The organism is Paracoccus cavernae (genome assembly GCF_042430175.1).
Lineage (GTDB): Bacteria > Pseudomonadota > Alphaproteobacteria > Rhodobacterales > Rhodobacteraceae > Paracoccus > Paracoccus cavernae.
The window spans coordinates 1-18647 of sequence record NZ_JBHMDZ010000005.1; the positions used below are offsets into that span (position 1 = coordinate 1).

Below are 18647 nucleotides of genomic sequence, written 5' to 3' on the forward strand. Positions count from 1 at the left end.
GCCGCGGGCCTTGAAGGCCCCGGCTTTCTGCAGGTTCTCGCATTTGAAGAACAGCTCAGCCCCCGTCAGCTCGTTGAGCATCCACGACGTCAGAACCGGCGTCACATGGACATGCGGCGCAATCCGCTCGCGCGCAGCATACATGTCGCCAAGCGTCGGAATGTAGAAAGGTGCAACCTCAGACATATCAGGCCGCTTTCAGCATCGGGACGCCGGCAGTCTGGCGGTAGTGTTCCTGAGCCGCAGCAACGCCCGAGCCCAGTTTGATCGGCAGGTTCATGTCCGCGAGGCACATTTCGGCGACCGAAACAGCGAGCAGCGCCATCGCATCCGTCAGGCTGCCGAGGTGGCCGATGCGGAAGACTTTGCCCGCAACCTCGCCCAGGCCGGTGCCGAATGCGACCTGATACTGGTCCATAGCATGGCTGACGAATTTGTTGCCGTCGAAGCCTTCGGGGAATTTGATCGCGCTGACGCTGTCCGAGTAGAGTTCCGGACGGACGGCGCAGAGTTCCATGCCCCAAGCGTGGACGGCGGCACGGATGCCGGTCGCGATGCGGTTATGGCGTGCGAAAACATTGTCGATGCCTTCGGCGAGCAGCAGTTTGCAGCTCTCGTTCAGGCCGTTGATCAGGCCGACCGGCGGCGTATAGGGGTAGCCGTTGCGGGCATAGCCCGACGCCATGTCGCGGATGTCGAAGAAGGTGCGCGGCAGGCGGGCGGTTTCGACCGCAGCCATCGCTTTGGGCGAGAAGGCGGTGATCGCCAGACCCGGCGGCAGCATGAAGCCCTTCTGCGAGCCGGTGACGGCAATGTCGACGCCCCATTCGTCCATGCGGAAGTCCATCGAACCGATCGAGGACACGCCATCGACGAAGAGCAGCGCAGGGTGTTTTGCGGCATTCAGGGCGCGGCGGATCGCGGCGATGTCGGATTTGACGCCGGTCGCGGTCTCGTTATGCGTGGCCAGAACGACGCGGATCTCGTGGCCTTTGTCGGCGGTGAGGATCTCTTCGAAACGGTCGGCCGGAATGCCTTCGCCCCAAGGCGTCTGGACGATGGTCATGTCGAGGTTGTGGCGCTCGCACATGTCGATCCAGCGGTGGCTGAACATGCCGTTGCGGGCAGCAAGGACCTTGTCGCCAGCCGAGAGCGTGTTGGTGATCGCGGTTTCCCAGCCGCCGGTGCCGGTCGAGGGGAAGAGGAAGACGCTTGCGTCTTTGGTCTTCAGGACTTTCTTCACGGCGTCGAGCGCGGGATGAAGAATACGACCGAATTCCGCCGAGCGGTGGTCGATCGTCGGAATATCCACTGCCCGGCGCAGAGCTTCGGGCATATTGGTCGGGCCGGGAATGAAAACCGGGTTCTGGCTGATCATTGGCATAATCCTTTTTCCTCGTTGAATTGACGTTACGCTGGGGCCAATTATTTTGCAATTTTTCTGAAAATAATTTCGCAATCGCGGAAATATGTGATATTCAGTATTGAAATCATCGCCTTGGCCTTTTCCATTCCCGGGAGGTCAGTTTCAACGCAAGGAATAATCTGATTCAATGACCCGAGACAGTGAACCGATTCTCCGCAAGAGGGGCCGCCCGCGCGGAACCAGCACCACCCTCAACGACGATCGGGGCGGCGTGCGTGCGCTCGATCGTGCCTTGGATCTGCTCGATCTGCTCGCGCAGGGGCAGGGGTTGACGCTCAGCGAGATCGCGGCGCGCATGAAGCTGGCACCCTCGACCGTGCACCGCGTGCTCACGACTCTGGCCGCGCGCAATGTCGTCGAAAGCGATCCCTTGACGCAGGCCTGGTATGTCGGCCCTACCGCTTTTCGTCACGGCATGGCCTTCATGCGCCGCTCGGGGCTGATCGACCGCTCGCGGCCCTTGCTGCGCCGGTTGATGGAGTTTACGGGCGAGACCGCCAATCTCGGGATCCGCAACGGCGATGCGGTGCTCTTTATCGGCCAGGCCGAGACCCACGAAACAATCCGTGCCTTCTTTCCGCCGGGCACGCGCTCGCCGCTCCATAGTTCGGGGATCGGCAAGGCGCTTCTGGCCTATGCCGCGCCCGATGCCCTGCGCAGCTTCATGCGCGAGGCCGAGCTCACGCGCTTTACCGAGCTTACGCTGACCGAGCCCGAGGCACTGGTCAAGGATCTCGCCGCGATCCGCCAGCGCGGCTATTCCATCGACAACGAGGAACGCACCATCGGCATGCGCTGCATCGCCGCGCCGGTTTTCGACATGCTGGGCGAGGCGGTGGCGGGGATTTCGGTCTCGGGACCGGTTCACCGCATGACCGATGCGCGTATCGCGGCCTATGGCGAGGAAATCGTGCGGGCGGCGCGCGAGCTGTCGCTTTCGGACGGCTTTTCGGGGCAGGGGGCAGGCTGAACGGCCGCGCGCGCCCCTTGTCGCGATTTTTTCTTCGCGGCAGGGGAAAGGCGGGGGGAAACGAAACCCAATCTTTACCCTTAGGCGGCTAAGGTCGCTCTATTGGCACGATCCATTTTCATCATGCGCGGGTGGTCTTCCTTCTGGTCGACCGCCCGTATTCCTTCTCGGGGCCCTCCTTCGGCGGATCGCCTTGCCCGTTGCAGGCAGGTTCTGCGCGCCATTTCCGCATCGCCTCGACTTGGGGGGCAATCGGGGCGCAAAAAGGCTTCCCCTTGATCGCAAGTTGTGAGAACCATCAAGAAAATACAATCGCTCCGACGTCGAGGGGGACATGGCAGCAGACAACCGCTCAGAGGCTGCCCAGGGGCTGTCTCTCATCTCTCCTCCGCTGCTTTATTCGGTGCTGGTTCTGGCCGCACCTTTGGCAACGATTCTGGCCTATTCCTTCCTCAAGGACGGCTATCTCACGGTGATCCGCGAATTCACGCTGGAAAACTACCTGTCGGTCTGGTCCGATCCGATCTTCCACAAAGTCATGGCCCGCTCGCTTGTCGTGGCGGCCTTGGTGACTCTGGTCACGGTCGCGCTTGCCTTTCCGGTCGCCTATTTCCTGTCCTTCGTCGTCGCGCCCGAGCGTAAATCGCTGTGGCTTTTCCTGATCACCATTCCCTTCTGGACCAGCTATCTGATCCGCGTTTTCCTGTGGAAGGTGATTTTGGGTTATAACGGGGTGATCAATTCGGGGCTGAAATCGCTCGGCATCATCGAGCAGCCGCTGACCTTCATCCTCTATAACGTCAATTCGATGGTGATCACGCTGGCACATGCCTATGCGCCCTTCGCCATTCTGCCGATCTTCATCGCGCTGGAGAAAATCGACCGCTCCTTCCTCGAAGCGGGGCGTGATCTCGGTGAAAACCGCCTGATGACCTTCTGGCGCGTCACCCTGCCTTTGGCGATGCCGGGCGTGGTCGCGGCCTCGCTCATCGTCTTCATCCCGACGATCGGCGATTATGTGACCCCCGCGCTGATCGGCGGCGGCAAGATCCCGATGATCGCGAACCTCATCCAGGCGCAGATGCTCGACCTCGACAACCGTCCGCTTGGTTCGGCGCTGGCGGTTTCGGCGATGATCATCGTCGCGGTCGTGAGCGTGATCTTCCTGTTCCTCAACCGGCGATTCCTGAAGGTGAAACAATGAGGGGCGGTGGCCTTCGGATCTACGCGGTCCTTTATCTCGCGTTTCTTTACGCGCCGATCGTGCTTTTGCCGCTTTTCGCCTTCAACTCGGGCACGATCATCGCTTTCCCGCTCAAAGGGTTCACCACGGACTGGTTCTCGCAGATGTGGGCCAATGCGACCCTGCGTCAGGCGCTGAGCAATTCGCTGATCATCGCGGTCAGCTCGGCGGTGCTTGCGACCTGCCTCGGGGTATTCGCGGCGCGCGCCTCGACACGGTTCACCTTCCCCGCCAAGGGGCCGATCATGGGGCTGATCATGCTGCCTCTGGTGCTGCCCGAGATCATCGTCTCGATGTCGCTGCTGGTCGTCCTGCTCTCGGTCGGCGTCCAGCTCTCGATCATGACGGTGATCATCGGCCATACGCTGATCTGCATGCCCTATGCGGTGGTGATCCTGTCGACGGCGTTCAACTCGCTCGACCGCTCGCTCGAGGAAGCCGCCTATGATCTGGGCGAGACCAAGATCAGCGCCTTCCGGCTGGTGATCCTGCCCCTCGTGATGCCGGGGCTGATTTCGTCGCTTCTGATGTCCTTTACCATCAGCCTCGACGAATTCATCATCGCCTTCTTCCTTGCCGGCAAAGAGCCGACGCTGCCGACCTATATCTTCTCGCAGCTGCGTTTCCCCAAACAGATCCCGATGATCATGGCGCTCGGCACGGTGCTGGTCGTGATGTCGATCGTCCTTTTGACCATTGCCGAATACTTCCGTCGCCGCGGCGTTGCGCGGACCGGCGGCACCGATACCGGAGGCTTCCTATGAGCGTGACGACATCCGAGGCCATCAGCACAATGGCGACCGAAGAGCGCAAGCCGATGATCGAATGCCGCGATGTGCATAAATATTACGCGGATTATCACGCGCTTCGCGGCATCGATCTGACCATCCGCGAGGGCGAGTTTTTCTCGCTTCTGGGGCCGTCGGGCAGCGGCAAGACGACGCTTTTGCGCACCATAGCAGGGTTCGAGGATATTTCCTCGGGCGTCGTGATGATCGACGGGCAGGATATGGCCAATGTCCCCGCCAACCGCCGGCCGACCAATATGGTCTTTCAGTCCTATGCGATTTTCCCGCATCTGAGCGTCGCGGAAAACGTGGGCTTCGGCCTGCGGCGCGATCCGCGCAGCAAGGAAGAAAAGGCCCGCGCGGTCGAGGATGCGCTCGAGATGGTCGGCCTCAAGGGCTACGGCAAACGCGCCTCGCATGCGCTTTCGGGCGGCCAGCGCCAGCGGGTGGCTTTGGCCCGCGCGCTCATCCTCAAGCCCAAGGTTTTGCTGCTCGACGAACCGCTTTCCGCGCTCGACCGCAAAATGCGCGAGCAGATGCAGGTCGAGCTGATCAAGCTCCAGCGTCAGGTCGGGATCACCTTCGTTCTGGTTACCCATGATCAGGAAGAGGCGCTGGTTATGTCCGACCGGATCGCCGTGATGTTCGAGGGCGAGATCGCCCAGCTCGACGGCCCCGAGGCGCTTTACGCGCGCCCCGCCAGCCGCCGCGTCGCCGATTTCATCGGGGTGATGAACTTTCTGCCCGCCCATGTCCTCGGTGAAAACGAGGAAAGCGTGCGCATCGAGGCTCCGGGCTTCGGCGTGGTCGAGATACCGCGCCGCAATGTCAGCCGATCCAATCCGGGCGATGCGGGGCCGATGATCGGCTTCCGCCCCGAGGCGGTGACGCTTTTGTCGGCAAGTCAGGCGGCGGCCGCGACCGGCCGCGTGACCGCAGGCGTGATCGACGAAGTCGTCTACTATGGCGACATGACCTATTACGACGTGCGCCTTGACGGCTCGGCCCGTTTCGACGGGGTGGGGCGGCCGGTCCGCATTTCGATGCGCAACGTCTTCGGGCGCGACGTGCAGGATGTCGGAACACGGACCCGCATCAGCTGGTCGCCGGGCTCTTTGGTGCTTTTCCGCTAATATGTCTGATTTTTTGGGCGGATTCCGGCCTAGGCCGGTTGCACCCGAAAAAGCGGCATGTCAGGTTCGGCGTAGTTTCATCCAAGGAGATCTCCGATGATCCGCGCCTTTCTTGCTCTGCCCGCTCTGGCCCTGACTGCAGGCCTCGCCATGGCACAGACCGAAACCACCGAAGCTCCGGCTGCCGGCACGCAGATGGACATGGGCATGGCCTATGAAAGCGCCCGCAACCAGCTCGGCGTGCTTGAATACTGCCAGACCGAAGGTCACATCGACGGCAAAGCGGTCGAGATCCAGACCAAACTCCTGACCCTGCTGCCGGAAGGCGACAAGGCCAAGGGCGATGCTGCTCAGGAAAAAGGCAAGACCGGCACGGTTTCGTCGATGGGCATGGAGCAGACGCTCGACGCCGCAGCCACCGCGCAAAACAGCTCGGTCGAGGCTCTGTGCAAGCAGATGGACACGATGATCCAGCAGCTCGCAGCCCAGCTCCCGAGCTGATGTTCTGCCGCGCGATGCCGTCTGCTCAGACGGCGTCGCGCATCCCTTGGGCGCGCGGCCCCATCCGTCCGTTTCGCGCCCGACCGGCCGCTCCGGCGCTTCGGGATCTTCGACGCGGAGCAGGGACCATCCCCCAAGCGACCAGATGCGAGATGTCTTGGCAGCGCCATGAAGTTGCGCTATGGAACCTTCATGTTTGCACGCACCGCCACTCACTGCTGCATTACCGGCTGAAAATTTCAGGCGGGCGGCTGAGCGTGACCAGATGACGCCCGCAAAAGGGGAAGTCATGGTCCAGATCCGTCTGACGAATAGCAAGACCCGCAAGAAAGAAGACTTCCGTCCGATCGACGCGGAGAATATCCGCATGTATCTTTGCGGGCCGACCGTCTATGACCGCGCCCATCTTGGCAATGCCCGTCCCGTGGTGGTGATGGATATTCTGGACCGGCTTTTGCGTCATGTTTATGGCACGCAATCCGTGACTTACGTCAGAAACTTCACGGATGTCGACGACAAGATCAACGCGACCGCACTTGCGCGCAAAGAGGCGGGCGCACAGGGAACGCTCGAGGATCTGATCCGTGAACGGACCGCCGAAACCATCGGCTGGTATCACGAGGATATGGATGCGCTCGGCGCGGCACGCCCGAGCATCAAGGGCGTGGTTTCCGACAAGGCGGAGCCCCGCGCTACCGATTACATCCCGCAAATGATCGCGATGATCGAGACGCTGATCGCCCGCGGCCATGCCTATGCCGCCGAGGGGCACGCGCTTTTCGATGTGCGCTCCTATGCGCAATACGGCGCGCTCTCGGGGCGTTCGGTCGACGACATGATCGCGGGTGCGCGGGTCGAGGTCGCCCCTTTCAAACGCGATCCGATGGACTTCGTGCTGTGGAAGCCTTCGAGCGACGATCTGCCGGGCTGGGACAGCCCTTGGGGTCGCGGTCGTCCGGGTTGGCATATCGAATGCTCGGCCATGTCCGAAGAGCTTCTGGGCGAAAGCTTCGACATCCACGCCGGCGGGATCGACCTGCAATTTCCCCACCACGAGAACGAAATCGCGCAAAGCTGCTGCGCCCATCCCCACGGCGAATTTGCCCGCATCTGGCTGCATAACGAGATGCTGCAGGTCGAGGGCAAGAAGATGTCGAAAAGTCTCGGCAATTTCTTCACGGTCCGCGATCTGCTCGATCAGGGCATTCCGGGCGAGGTGATCCGTTTCGTCCTGATGTCGACCCATTACCGCAAGCCGATGGACTGGACGGCGGAAAAGGCGCAAGCCGCGCGCGACACGTTGTGGGAATGGCGCAAGCTGACGGCGGGCGTAACGCCCTCCGCGCCCGATCCGCGTGTGATCGAGGCTCTGGCCGACGACCTGAACGTCGCGGGCGCGCTTGCCGTGCTGCATGGCCTCAAGGGCGATCCGGCAGCTCTGCTGGCGTCGGGGCTTTTGCTCGGCCTGCTTTCCTCCGATATCGGCGCTTGGGCGGCGAGCGATGATGCGGCTGGCGAAGGGCTCGACGATCTGCTGGACAAGCTCTCGTCCAAATTCTCCGATATTCGCGCCAATGCAATGGTATCAAAAGATTTCTCTGGCGTTGATACGCTCAAGGCCGCGCTGACCGAAGCCGGTGTCGAGGTCCGCATGTCCAAGGCGGGGGTCGAGCTGATTGCCGGTCCGCGCCTTGACGCCGCAAAACTGGAGGAGCTTTTGTGAGCGGGCGCCTCTATCTCTACGACACCACTCTTCGCGACGGGCAGCAAACGCAGGGCGTTCAATTCTCGGCCGCCGAAAAGGCCGAGATCGCGCGCATGCTCGACGAAATCGGCGTCGATTACATCGAGGGCGGCTGGCCGGGCGCCAATCCCACCGACAGCGATTTCTTTGCCGCAGCCCCGCAGACACAGGCGCGGATGACCGCATTCGGCATGACCAAACGGGCAGGGCGCTCGGCCGAGAACGACGATGTTCTGGCGGCGGTCCTTGATGCGCGCACCAAAGCCGTCTGCCTTGTCGGCAAGACCCATCCTTTCCATGTCCGCGAGGCCTTGGGCATCACCCTCGAGGAAAACCGCGACAATATCCGCGCCTCGATCGCGCATCTCGTGGCGCAGGGCCGCGAGGCCTTGTTCGACGCCGAGCACTTCTTCGACGGCTATCTCGACGATCCCGATTATGCGCTCTCTTGTCTGCGGGTCGCGCTGGACGCCGGTGCGCGCTGGGTGGTCTTGTGCGACACCAACGGCGGCACCTTGCCCGCCCGTATCCACGAGATCACGGCTGCGGTCATCGCGGCCGGCATTCCGGGCGACAATCTCGGCATCCATACCCATGATGATACCGGCAATGCAGTGGCCTGCACGCTCGCCGCCGTCGATGCCGGTGCGCGCCACATCCAGGGCACGCTGAACGGTCTGGGCGAGCGTTGCGGCAATGCCAGCCTCACCAGCCTCATTCCGACCCTGATGCTCAAAGAGCCCTACGCTTCGGCCTTCACCACCGGCATCCACCCCGAGGCCCTGCCGCGCATGGTCCGCATCTCGCGCCGTCTCGACGAGATCCTGAACCGTCCGTCGCAGCGCGATCTGCCCTATGTCGGCGCTTCGGCTTTCGCGCACAAGGCGGGGCTCCATGCCAGCGCCATCCTGAAAAACCCCGCGACCTACGAGCATATCGACCCCGAATCCGTGGGAAATTCGCGCATCATTCCCATGTCCAATCAGGCGGGCCAGTCGAACCTGCGTGCCCGTCTGGCCGAGGCCGGACTGGAGGTCGCGCGCGAGGATCCCGCCCTTCCGCGCATCCTCGATCTGGTGAAAAACCGCGAAGATCAGGGTTATGCCTATGATGCAGCCCAAGCGAGTTTCGAGCTTCTGGCGCGCAACGAACTGGGCCTGATGCCGCGCTTTTTCGAGGTCGAGCGCTACCGAGTCACCATCGAGCGGCGCTTGAACGCGCTCGGCCGCCGCATCTCGGTTTCCGAGGCGGTGGTTGTGGCCAATGTCGCCGGCAACCGCGTGATTTCGGCCAGCGAAAGCATGGATGAACACGGCGGCGACCGCGGTCCGGTTTCGGCGCTTTGGCATGCTCTGGGCAAGGATCTCGGCCCCTATCAGCAGGCGGTCGACGCGATGCGGCTGACCGATTTCCGCGTGCGCATCACCGGCGCGGGTGTTGACGCGGTCACGCGCGTGACCATCGACAGCGCCGATGACCAAGGCCGCAGCTGGTCGACGGTCGGGGTCTCGCCGAACCTCGTCGACGCCAGCTTCGAGGCGCTGATCGACGCGATCAACTGGAAGCTTTTGCGAGACGGGCTGACGCCGCGATGACCCTTGACGAAATTGCCGAAACACTGCGCACCGCCGATCCCGACCGTTTCGCAGCAAGCCTTGCCGCCCCCGAAGCGGCTCGGCCCGCGCTGTGGACGCTCTATGCGCTCAATCTCGAACTGGCGCGCGCACCGCTGCAATCTAACGAGCCGATGATCGCCGAGATGCGGGTGCAGTGGTGGGTGGACCAGCTGCACAAGCTCTCGCTCGGCCACAACGGCGCGCACGAGATCCTGCCGTTGCTCGCCGAAGCATGGGGGCCGGCCGCGGGTGAATTCGCCGCTTTGGCCGAGGCCCGCCGGCGCGATTGCGACCGCATCCCCTTCGCAACCAATGACGAGGTGGTTGACTATATCCGCGAAACGGCCGGTCCGCTGATGCAGGCGGCGGCCAGACATTTGGGCGCGCCGAGCGCGGCGCAAGCCGTCATCGCGGATCAGGCTTTGGCCTTGGGTCTGGCGCATTGGCTGGCCGCCTTGCCCGCATTGGAAGAGCTGGGTCTCGGGCTGTCGGTGCGTGACCCCGCCCGCATTTCGGATCTCGCCCGCAGGGGCCTGGAAGCGCTCGACCGCGCGCGAAAGGGTCGCAAAAGCGTCCCGAAAACGGCAGCGCCCGCGCTTTTTTCTGGTGCCGAAGTGCGTCCGTTTCTGACGGCGCTCGCCGCCGACGGCGATGCCAATCCACCAGCCGCTTCCGAGTTCCAGCGCCGTTTCGCTCTGTTGCGTCTGGCGCTTTTCGGCAGGTGGTGGGGCTAAATGGCGAAAGTTTTAGGCGGTTAAAGGTATATTTATGACTTCCCGTCATGTTCGGTCATGGAATCAACAGCGGGAATACGGATGGCCTTTCAAAAGAGTACCGACCTTTCTTCGGGGGCGCGCTGATCATGCGGCCAGTACGGGCATTGATTGTCGACGACTCCCTCACGATGCGGCGACTGATCCGTCTGGCGCTTTCCTCGGACCCGCGGATCGAGGTCGTGGGCGAGGCGCGCGACGCGGTTCAGGCAAAGGAAAAGATCAAGGAGCTCCGCCCCGACGTCATGACCCTCGACGTTGAAATGCCGGGCGTCTCGGGTCTCCAACTGCTTGCCGATCTGATGACCACGACGCCGATGCCCGTGATCATGGTCTCTACCGAAACCCATCGCGGCAGCGCCGCCGCGGTCGAGGCTTTGGCGATCGGGGCGATCGACTGCCTCGGGAAACCCACCGACGCCGGCAAAGCCGAAGCGTTCTCCGCTTTGGCCGATATGGTCGTCGTGGCCTCGCATGCACGGGTCACGAAGCGCGCGCCGGAATCCCTGCCGACCCGCAGCCTCTCGCAAGACTCCTTCATCTGGAACGGCCGTTATGCCCTGATCGGCTCCTCGACGGGCGGGATCGAGGCTTTGGAAAGAATTCTCAACGATTTCCCGAAGAACTGCCCGCCGACGGTGGTGGTCCAGCACATGCCGGAATCCTTTCTGGCGAACTTTGCACAAAGGTTGAACGGCAAGCTCTTGCCGACCGTGCAACTGGCGACAACCGGCGCGCCGCTTTTGCCGGGCAATATCTATCTCGCACCGGGCGGGAATACCCATCTGACAATCAGCGGACAGCGCAACTCTCCGGTCTGCCAGCTGATCGAGGGCGAAAAGCGTTCGGGGCACCGGCCGTCCATCGACCATCTCTTCGATTCCGCGTCGTTTTTGGGAGATTATGCAGTCTCGGTGATCCTGACCGGCATGGGACGCGACGGGGCGGACGGAATGCTCCGGATGCGCAAAACCGGCAGTACCTGTTTCGCGCAAGACAAAGACAGCTCGGTCGTTTGGGGGATGCCCAAGGCCGCATATGACAACGGCGCCGCCGAGCGCTTGGTGGCCTTGGGAGAAATGGGGAGAGTGATCCTCGAATCCTGCGGCAGGGGAAGCCGCCGACAAGCTCGAGCCTGAAGAACAAACCGACATCGCCAAAATGAAAAACGGCCCCCGATCACGAGAGCCGCTTTCAAGTCAGGTGACAGCATCCTTACCGGTGCGATAGATTAGCCACGCAGGATCGAGCGGCCGGCATATTCTGCCGTCTCGCCCAGCATTTCCTCGATGCGGATAAGCTGGTTGTATTTCGCCAGCCGGTCCGAACGTGCAAGGCTGCCGGTCTTGATCTGGCCGCAATTGGTCGCAACCGCGAGATCCGCGATGGTGGCGTCCTCGGTTTCGCCCGAACGGTGCGACATCACGCTGGTGTAACCTGCACGATCCGCCATCCGCACCGCGTCCAGCGTTTCCGAAAGCGTGCCGATCTGGTTGACTTTGACCAGCAGGCTGTTGCCGCAACCGCGCTCGATGCCTTCGGCCAAACGGCGGGGGTTGGTCACGAAAAGATCGTCGCCGACCAGTTGGACCTTGCTGCCGAGACGGTCGGTCAAAAGCTTCCAGCCGTCCCAATCGTCCTCCGCACAACCGTCTTCGATCGACAGGATCGGGTAATCCGCGCAAAGAGCCGCCAGATAGTCGACATTCTCGGCTGCCGTCAGAGATTTGCCTTCGCCCGAGAACTCGTAGCGGCCGTTCTTGAAATACTCAGTCGATGCGCAATCAAGCGCGAGCATGATGTCGTCGCCCGGGGCATAGCCGGCCTTTTCGATCGCGCGCAGAATAAAATCGAGCGCGTCACGGGTCGAGCTGAGGTTCGGCGCAAAACCGCCCTCGTCGCCGACGCCGGTCGCAAGCCCAGCCGCCGAGAGCTCTTTCTTCAGCGTGTGGAAGACTTCCGACCCCATGCGGACCGCGTCACGGATATTCTCCGCTGCGACCGGCATGATCATGAATTCCTGAATGTCGATCGGGTTGTCGGCATGCTCGCCGCCATTGATGATGTTCATCATCGGGACGGGCAGAATACGGGCGCCGGTGCCGCCGACATAGCGGTAAAGCGGCTGCGAGCAGGCGTCGGCTGCGGCTTTCGCCACGGCAAGCGACACGCCGAGAATGGCGTTCGCGCCAAGACGGGCCTTGTTCGGCGTGCCGTCGATCTCGATCATCAGACGGTCGATCGCGAGCTGTTCGGTCGCATCTTCGCCGATCAGGTTCTCGGCCAGCTCGCCGTTGACGGCGGCCACGGCCTCGAGAACGCCTTTGCCGAAGTAGCGCGATTTGTCGCCGTCGCGGCGCTCGACCGCTTCATGCGCGCCGGTCGAGGCGCCCGAGGGAACAGCAGCGCGGCCCATGGTACCGTCTTCCAGCGTCACATCGACCTCGACGGTCGGGTTGCCGCGGCTGTCCAGGATCTCGCGCGCAAAGATGTCGATAATGGCGGTCATTCCGCTGTCCTCTCATTGAACGGATTTTGCGGGATGTGTAGCCGCCTTCGTCACGCGGTGAAAGGACGATTTGCGACGAAAGCCGGAGATTCCGGCACGCGCGACAATGCGAGCGCTATCAACTGCGCAGTGTCAGATCCGCCCAGATCGGCAGATGGTCCGAGGCGATGCGGGCGATGGGCGTGACAAAGACTCCGCTGTCGTCCACGCGGATCCCCGGCGAGACTGCCAGCCGGTCATAGCGCAGACGCGGGAAGGGGGCGGGCCAGCTGGGGCCGGGGGTAATGACATGAAGCGGGTCGAGCGCTTCGAGCCCGCGTTTGTCGCGCCATTCGTTGAAATCGCCGGTCAGAACCAGTTCGGAGCCGCCAATACGTGCCGCCTGCGAGACAATCCGCGCAAGCTGCGCACGACGCGACGAGCGCATGAGGCCAAGATGGACCGCAACGACCGTCAGCCCCGGCAGCCTCAGGGCCAGGGCCCCGCGCGGCTCGAGGCCCGGCAGGGGGAGACGCCGGATCGCGGCTTGCTCGGCCAGTTCTGGGCGCAAAAGAATGGTTTGGCCATGCCAGCCGAGCGAGTTTTCGCCCGTTCCGAAAAAGGGCGCGGGCACGAGGCCGGTCATTTCCTTGATCAGCCCGCGCGGCAGCGCTTCTGGGCGCGCACCGAAGCGGAAATCGACCTCCTGCAGCGCGATGACATCGGGATCGAGCGCGGCGATCACTTCGAGATTGCGCTCGGGGCAATGGGGGCCGGTCACGCCGCGGCATTTGTGCAGATTGTAGCTGGCCAAACGCAGCGTTTGGGCAGGTTCCGTCCGTGCCGTTTCCGTCATGTCTTCACCGATCAGGTCCCGCAAAATGTCCGGCGCACCACCTCGTCGGGCGTTGGTGCGAGCGATAGCGCGTCCCATTCCGCCCGAGCCTCATGTGGGGTGCGCAAGGCACGGTCCAACTTGTGGAAAAGCGCGAAGTTCCCGTCGCGCGCCTCGGAGATCGCGGCCTCGATCTGGTGGTTGCGCGGGATGCGGAGGGGATTGGCACGGCGCATGACCGCTTTCGGATCGGCTTCGGAGGCGATCCGATCGAGCCAAAGCTTCTCCCATTGGGCAAAGCCTGCGGGGTCGGCGAATTCCGCTGCGGCAGTCCCGTCGGCCAGTCCCGCGAAGACGCGGGTGAAATCGGCGTTTTGGGCGGCCATTTGTGTCAAAAGCACCTCGATCAGGCTGCGGTCCTCGGGGCGGGGCCGGCTGATGCCCAGCTTGGCGGCAAAGCGCTTGAGCCATTCGTCCTGATAGATCGCGGGGAAGGTATGGACGACGCGGGTCGCATCCTCGACCGCAGCTTCGAGGTCTTCGCCCATCAGCGGCACGAGGCAGCTTGCCAGTTGTGCCAGGTTCCAGACCGCGATTTGCGGCTGTTCGGACCATGCGTACCGACCTCTCGAATCTATCGAAGAAAATACTTTATCCGGATGATATTCATCCATAAAAGCGCATGGACCGTAGTCGATCGTCTCGCCCGACACCGCCATGTTGTCGGTATTCATGACCCCGTGGATAAAGCCTAGTGCCATCCAATGCGCAATCGTTGCCGCCTGTGCGCGGATCACCGCATCGAGCAGATCGAGCGCGCCTTTGGCCTGCGGATAATGGCGCGCGATCACGGTCTGCATCAAAAGCCGCAGCCGCTCCGTATCGCCGCGCGCCGCGAAAAATTCGAATGTGCCGACACGGATATGGCTCGAGGCGACGCGGGTCAGGATCGCGCCGGGATAGGCCATTTCGCGGATGACGATTTCACCGGTCGAGACGGCGGCAAGCGCACGCGTCGTCGGCACGCCCATCGCGGCCATGAATTCGCTCACGAGATATTCGCGCAGAACCGGCCCGAGCCAGGCACGGCCGTCGCCGCGCCGCGAGAAGGGCGTGGGGCCCGCGCCTTTGAGCTGGATATCGAAGCGCTGTCCAGCAGGCGAGACGATCTCGCCCAAAAGAACGGCGCGGCCGTCGCCGAGTTGCGGGACAAACCCGCCGAACTGGTGGCCGGCATAGGCCTGCGCGATCGGCGTCGCGCCGTCGGGCAGGGCGTTGCCAGAAAGCATGGCCAGACCTTCCGGTCCCGAGAGCCAACCGGCATCGATCCCGAGATCGGCCGCGAGTTCCTCGTTCACGGCAATCAGGCTGGGATCACGAACTGGCGTGGGTGCTGTCCGGGTGAAAAACCCGGAGGGCAGCCGCGCATAGCTGTTGTCGAAGCGGATCATCCTGTCTCCTTCCACTGCACAATCTAGGAAGCCTTGGACAAAAGGAAAGAGTGCGGCGCGTCGGGCGCTTTAATGTGATGCCGAATTGGACAGAAGATTGATCACGAGGACGCCCGCGATGATCAGTCCAAGGCCGCAAACCGCCGCCAGATCGAGCTTTTGCCCGAAGGCGAAATAGCCGACGGTCGCGACCAGAACCATGCCGAGCCCGCTCCAGATCGCATAGGTCAGGCCGAGCGGCATGCTGCGCAGCACCAGCGTGAGCACATAGAAGGAGCAGCCGTAACACAGCAATGTCACCATCGTCGGCACCAATTTGGTGAATTGCTCGGACTTTTGCAGGAAGGTTGTGCCGATTACTTCAAGCACGATGGCGAGCATCAACGTGAAAAAGGTTGAAATCGACATCAAAGGCTCCTTATAGACCTTGGTTTGCTTGACCTCCGCAATGCGGGTAAGTCAAGAGCGATTGCGCTGGCCTGCGCCAAGGGTCGTGCGGCTGTTGCGCCGGCACTTGATCGTGGGCGGTCGAGCGCGTATCGCAAGGGATTAACGGGCTAAGGGCATTGTCCCGGCAAGATTGGACGGGAACAACATGAAATTCCTAGACCTGGCAAAGGTATACATTCGCTCGGGCGGGGGCGGCGCGGGCTGCGTCTCGTTCCGGCGCGAGAAATTCATCGAATACGGCGGGCCGGATGGCGGCGACGGCGGACGCGGCGGCGATGTCTGGGCCGAGGCCGTGGACGGGCTGAACACGCTGATCGATTTCCGCTACCAGCAGCACTTCTTTGCACGCTCGGGCGTGCACGGCATGGGCTCGCAGCGCACCGGTGCGAGCGGCGACGACATCGTTTTGCGGGTCCCGACCGGAACCGAGATCCTCGACGAGGATCAGGAGACCGTAATCGCGGATCTCACCGAGGCGGGGCAGCGCGTGCTGTTGGCCAAGGGCGGCAACGGCGGTTTCGGCAACCTCCATTTCAAAAGCTCGACCAACCGCTCGCCGCGTCACGCCAATCCGGGCCTGCCGGGGATCGAACGCACGATCTGGCTGCGTCTCAAGCTGATCGCGGATGCGGGGCTTTTGGGCCTGCCGAATGCGGGCAAATCGACCTTCCTGTCGGCTGTCTCGAATGCGCGGCCGAAAATCGCGGATTATCCCTTCACCACGCTGCATCCCAATCTCGGGGTTGTCGGTGTCGACGGGCATGAATTCGTTGTGGCCGATATTCCGGGCCTGATCGAGGGCGCCTCCGAAGGGCGCGGTCTGGGCGACCAGTTCCTCGGCCATATCGAGCGCTGCGCCGTGCTTTTGCATCTGGTTGACGGTACATCCGAGGATGTGGCGGGCGATGCGCGCACTATTCTGAACGAGCTCGAGGCCTATTCGCCGCTGCTGGCCGAAAAGCCGCGGGTGACGGTTCTCAACAAGGTGGACGCCTTGGACGACGAAACCCTCGCCGAGGCGAAAGCCGCGCTCGAGGCCGAGGTCGGCGGGCCGGTCCTGACCATGTCGGGCGTGGCCCGCACCGGCGTCACCGAGGTTCTGCGCAGCCTCTGGACCGAGATCGAACCGACGCGCGGCCCGACCGCCGAAGAAGTTTTGGAACCCACGAAATGGCAACCCTGATCCCCGATCTTGCACAGGCCCGCCTGCTGGTCGTCAAGATCGGCTCGGCGCTACTGGTCGGCCCCGAGGGGCTGAAGGGCGAATGGCTGCGCGCACTTTGCGACGATGTCGCCGAGGCGCGCCAGCGTGGCACAAATGTCGTGCTGGTCTCCTCGGGCGCGATCGCGCTTGGCCGCAAGGTTCTGGATCTGCCTGCGGGCGCGCTCAGCCTCGAGCAATCGCAGGCGGCTGCCGCCGTGGGCCAGATCCGTCTGGCGCGCGCCTATGAAGAGGCTTTGGCCCCGCATGGGGTGAAGACCGCGCAGCTTTTGCTGACTTTGGACGACACCACCGACCGTCGCCGCTATCTCAACAGCCGCGCGACGATGCAGACGCTTCTGGGTCTGGGGGTCGTGCCGATCGTCAACGAAAACGACACCGTGGCCACCGACGAGATCCGCTACGGCGACAACGACCGTCTGGCGGCGCAAATCGCGGTGACCTGCGGGGCGGACCAGCTTTTGCTGCTCTCGGATGTCGACGGGCTTTACACCGCCAATCCCAAGACCGATCCCTCGGCGGTCCATTTGCCGCTGGTCGAACACATCACCCCCGAGATCGACGCCATGGGCGGCGATCCGGTCTCCGGCCTTTCCAAAGGCGGGATGAAGACCAAGCTGATGGCCGCGCGCACCGCCGTGGCCGGCGGTTGCGCCATGGCGATTGCCGAGGGCTCGGTGCTCAATCCGCTGTCTGCGGTGGCGGCGGGCGCAAGAGTGACTTGGTTCCTGCCCGAATCCGACCCGCATGCCGCGCGCAAACGCTGGATTGCCGCGATGAAGCCCAAGGGCGAGGTCACCGTCGACGACGGGGCAGCCGCCGCGTTGGGACGCGGGAAGTCGCTTCTGCCTGCGGGCGTCACCGTGGTTTCGGGCGATTTCGGTCGCGGCGAACCGGTGGTGATCCTCGACCGTCAGGGCAATCGCGCGGGCTGCGGCCTGATGCGCTATTCCGCCGAGGAAGCGCGCCGCATCGCAGGCCACCGCAGCGACGAGATCACCGCCATTCTGGGCTATCCGGGCCGTGCGGCGCTGATCCACCGCGACGATATGGTGATCGGCTAAGCCCCGAGCGCTTGGCCGCTTCAACGACAATCAGGCTGGCCGGACCGAGGCCAGCCTGTGGTTCTCCATCCGCCGGAGCTGCTTGAGACGCAGGGCTCCTTCGCCGGGCTCGGGCAGGCTGAGGACAGCTGCGCGCAGAGCCTCGATGCCTTCTTCGCTGCGGTTTGGCAGGCTCGCCGGATCGATCGGCGCGCCGATGGTGATGCGGTAGGTCTGGCCCGCCTTGTTCAGGATCTCGTTGAACAAAGTCACGTCGCGCATGGTCGGATGAATCGCGTCGAGCAGGTAGAACAGCGCGGAATTGCGCGCCCTGATCCTGAGCGGAATGACCGGCACCCCGAATTTGCGCGCGATCATTGCCGCACTCGCCATCCAGGGCCGCTCGTGCAGGGTCAGCCCGCGCCGTTTCGCAAGGCGTCCCGAAGGGAAAATCAACCCGATCCGCCCGCGCTCGAGCGCCGCGCGCGTGTAATCCATCGTCTGCCGCGTCTTGGCATGGCTGCGCTTTTCCTGCCGCCACTCGACCGGCGCGATCAGCGTCTCCATTTGCGGCAGCACGCGCAGGATGTCGTGGTTGGCATAGATGAAAAGATCGCCGCGCAACGCGGAAATCAGGTGGTTCAGCACCACGCCATCGGCAATTCCGGTCGGATGGTTCGCGACGATCAGGGCGGGGCCGCCCAGAGGAATATGCTCGATCCCGTCGACGATCATGTCGCGCACCGTCAGCATCGCGAGGCGGCGCATGAATTCCTCTGTCGGCAGGTCGCGGTATTCCGCCGCGAGGTCCAAAGTCTGGGGATAACGGAGCAGCCCCATCAGGCTGCCGCGCGCCAATGTATGATGCCATTTGCCGGAATAAAGCCAAGGGGCTCGCTCTTTGATCAGCGGCTCAATCCGGCTTTGCATGTCGTCACGGGCGTTCATGAGGCGATTATTGCCG

At 63.0% G+C, this 18647-nt stretch carries 17 protein-coding genes and 1 pseudogene; 11 read left to right on the forward strand and 7 right to left on the reverse strand.

Annotated features, from left to right (window positions below):
- Both ACFFUC_RS05455 and bhcA read right to left on the reverse strand, forming a co-directional pair.
- Positions 1-186, reverse strand: a pseudogene (locus ACFFUC_RS05455) (threonine/serine dehydratase); the annotation flags it as partial.
- Between the two features lies 1 nt (position 187).
- A complete protein-coding gene (gene bhcA, locus ACFFUC_RS05460; RefSeq protein WP_377684292.1) occupies positions 188-1378 on the reverse strand; it encodes an L-aspartate--glyoxylate aminotransferase BhcA in 1191 nt (396 codons plus the stop codon).
- Between the two features lie 175 nt (positions 1379-1553).
- Here bhcA and bhcR point away from each other — a divergent pair, with 175 nt between their 5' ends.
- From bhcR to ACFFUC_RS05505, 9 genes are all read left to right on the forward strand, one after another.
- Complete coding sequence (gene bhcR, locus ACFFUC_RS05465; protein WP_377684293.1) at positions 1554-2396, forward strand: HTH-type transcriptional regulator BhcR; 843 nt, start codon at positions 1554-1556, stop codon at positions 2394-2396.
- 334 nt (positions 2397-2730) lie between these two features.
- Positions 2731-3600 carry an ABC transporter permease gene (locus ACFFUC_RS05470; RefSeq protein ID WP_377684294.1) on the forward strand — a complete coding sequence of 290 codons (870 nt, stop codon included), beginning with the start codon at positions 2731-2733 and terminating at the stop codon, positions 3598-3600.
- Complete coding sequence (locus tag ACFFUC_RS05475) at positions 3597-4403, forward strand: ABC transporter permease (protein ID WP_377684296.1); 807 nt, start codon at positions 3597-3599, stop codon at positions 4401-4403. Before ACFFUC_RS05470 ends, ACFFUC_RS05475 begins: the two co-directional genes overlap by 4 nt.
- Before the next feature lie 29 nt (positions 4404-4432).
- Positions 4433-5560, forward strand: a complete 1128-nt coding sequence (locus ACFFUC_RS05480; RefSeq protein WP_377684745.1) for an ABC transporter ATP-binding protein — start codon at positions 4433-4435, stop codon at positions 5558-5560.
- A 96-nt stretch (positions 5561-5656) separates the two neighbouring features.
- Positions 5657-6061, forward strand: coding sequence for a pore-forming ESAT-6 family protein (locus ACFFUC_RS05485; RefSeq protein WP_377684298.1), 405 nt, complete (start codon positions 5657-5659; stop codon positions 6059-6061).
- Positions 6062-6350: 289 nt separating this feature from the next.
- The gene (gene cysS, locus ACFFUC_RS05490; protein ID WP_377684299.1) at positions 6351-7784 is read left to right on the forward strand and encodes a cysteine--tRNA ligase; all 1434 of its coding nucleotides are present in this window, start codon (positions 6351-6353) and stop codon (positions 7782-7784) included.
- Positions 7781-9400, forward strand: coding sequence for a citramalate synthase (gene cimA, locus ACFFUC_RS05495; RefSeq protein ID WP_377684301.1), 1620 nt, complete (start codon positions 7781-7783; stop codon positions 9398-9400). The genes cysS and cimA overlap by 4 nt, the downstream gene beginning before the upstream one ends.
- On the forward strand, positions 9397-10155 hold the full coding sequence (locus ACFFUC_RS05500) for a squalene/phytoene synthase family protein (RefSeq protein WP_377684302.1): 759 nt from the start codon (positions 9397-9399) through the stop codon (positions 10153-10155). The genes cimA and ACFFUC_RS05500 overlap by 4 nt, the downstream gene beginning before the upstream one ends.
- Positions 10156-10283: 128 nt before the next feature.
- The gene (locus tag ACFFUC_RS05505; RefSeq protein WP_377684304.1) at positions 10284-11333 is read left to right on the forward strand and encodes a protein-glutamate methylesterase/protein-glutamine glutaminase; all 1050 of its coding nucleotides are present in this window, start codon (positions 10284-10286) and stop codon (positions 11331-11333) included.
- A gap of 92 nt (positions 11334-11425) precedes the next feature.
- Here ACFFUC_RS05505 and eno read toward each other — a convergent pair whose 3' ends face one another.
- The 4 genes from eno to ACFFUC_RS05525 form a co-directional block, all read right to left on the reverse strand.
- Entirely contained in the window at positions 11426-12703 is a 1278-nt protein-coding gene (gene eno / locus ACFFUC_RS05510; RefSeq protein WP_377684306.1) for a phosphopyruvate hydratase, read from the reverse strand.
- A gap of 118 nt (positions 12704-12821) precedes the next feature.
- Complete coding sequence (locus ACFFUC_RS05515; RefSeq protein ID WP_377684308.1) at positions 12822-13538, reverse strand: endonuclease/exonuclease/phosphatase family protein; 717 nt, start codon at positions 13536-13538, stop codon at positions 12822-12824.
- Positions 13539-13549: 11 nt separating this feature from the next.
- Positions 13550-14968 (reverse strand): protein adenylyltransferase SelO, encoded by a 1419-nt coding sequence (locus ACFFUC_RS05520; protein WP_377684310.1) that lies wholly within the window; start codon positions 14966-14968, stop codon positions 13550-13552.
- Between the two features lie 69 nt (positions 14969-15037).
- Positions 15038-15376, reverse strand: a complete 339-nt coding sequence (locus ACFFUC_RS05525; protein ID WP_377684311.1) for a DMT family transporter — start codon at positions 15374-15376, stop codon at positions 15038-15040.
- Positions 15377-15563: 187 nt separating this feature from the next.
- Here ACFFUC_RS05525 and obgE point away from each other — a divergent pair, with 187 nt between their 5' ends.
- Together obgE and proB are read left to right on the forward strand one after the other, a co-directional pair.
- Positions 15564-16601: a GTPase ObgE gene (obgE, locus tag ACFFUC_RS05530; RefSeq protein ID WP_377684313.1), complete on the forward strand. Its 1038-nt coding sequence runs from the start codon at positions 15564-15566 to the stop codon at positions 16599-16601.
- The gene (gene proB / locus ACFFUC_RS05535) at positions 16589-17704 is read left to right on the forward strand and encodes a glutamate 5-kinase (RefSeq protein ID WP_377684315.1); all 1116 of its coding nucleotides are present in this window, start codon (positions 16589-16591) and stop codon (positions 17702-17704) included. The genes obgE and proB overlap by 13 nt, the downstream gene beginning before the upstream one ends.
- Positions 17705-17734: 30 nt before the next feature.
- On the opposite strand, the gene ACFFUC_RS05540 is transcribed toward proB, so the two are convergent.
- Positions 17735-18631 (reverse strand): lysophospholipid acyltransferase family protein, encoded by an 897-nt coding sequence (locus tag ACFFUC_RS05540; protein ID WP_377684317.1) that lies wholly within the window; start codon positions 18629-18631, stop codon positions 17735-17737.
- Positions 18632-18647: the final 16 nt, after the last annotated feature.

Bases quoted from the DNA above. Each gene is read 5' to 3' on its own strand.
- proB (WP_377684315.1), top strand. From the start codon at position 16,589: ATGGCAACCCTGATCCCCGATCTTGCACAGGCCCGCCTGCTGGTCGTC.
- ACFFUC_RS05525 (WP_377684311.1), bottom strand. From the start codon at position 15,376: ATGTCGATTTCAACCTTTTTCACGTTGATGCTCGCCATCGTGCTTGAA.
- ACFFUC_RS05485 (WP_377684298.1), top strand. From the start codon at position 5,657: ATGATCCGCGCCTTTCTTGCTCTGCCCGCTCTGGCCCTGACTGCAGGC.
- bhcA (WP_377684292.1), bottom strand. From the start codon at position 1,378: ATGATCAGCCAGAACCCGGTTTTCATTCCCGGCCCGACCAATATGCCC.
- obgE (WP_377684313.1), top strand. From the start codon at position 15,564: ATGAAATTCCTAGACCTGGCAAAGGTATACATTCGCTCGGGCGGGGGC.
- cysS (WP_377684299.1), top strand. From the start codon at position 6,351: ATGGTCCAGATCCGTCTGACGAATAGCAAGACCCGCAAGAAAGAAGAC.
- eno (WP_377684306.1), bottom strand. From the start codon at position 12,703: ATGACCGCCATTATCGACATCTTTGCGCGCGAGATCCTGGACAGCCGC.
- ACFFUC_RS05505 (WP_377684304.1), top strand. From the start codon at position 10,284: ATGCGGCCAGTACGGGCATTGATTGTCGACGACTCCCTCACGATGCGG.
- ACFFUC_RS05480 (WP_377684745.1), top strand. From the start codon at position 4,433: ATGGCGACCGAAGAGCGCAAGCCGATGATCGAATGCCGCGATGTGCAT.
- ACFFUC_RS05500 (WP_377684302.1), top strand. From the start codon at position 9,397: ATGACCCTTGACGAAATTGCCGAAACACTGCGCACCGCCGATCCCGAC.
- ACFFUC_RS05515 (WP_377684308.1), bottom strand. From the start codon at position 13,538: ATGACGGAAACGGCACGGACGGAACCTGCCCAAACGCTGCGTTTGGCC.
- ACFFUC_RS05475 (WP_377684296.1), top strand. From the start codon at position 3,597: ATGAGGGGCGGTGGCCTTCGGATCTACGCGGTCCTTTATCTCGCGTTT.
- ACFFUC_RS05470 (WP_377684294.1), top strand. From the start codon at position 2,731: ATGGCAGCAGACAACCGCTCAGAGGCTGCCCAGGGGCTGTCTCTCATC.
- bhcR (WP_377684293.1), top strand. From the start codon at position 1,554: ATGACCCGAGACAGTGAACCGATTCTCCGCAAGAGGGGCCGCCCGCGC.
- ACFFUC_RS05540 (WP_377684317.1), bottom strand. From the start codon at position 18,631: ATGAACGCCCGTGACGACATGCAAAGCCGGATTGAGCCGCTGATCAAA.
- ACFFUC_RS05520 (WP_377684310.1), bottom strand. From the start codon at position 14,968: ATGATCCGCTTCGACAACAGCTATGCGCGGCTGCCCTCCGGGTTTTTC.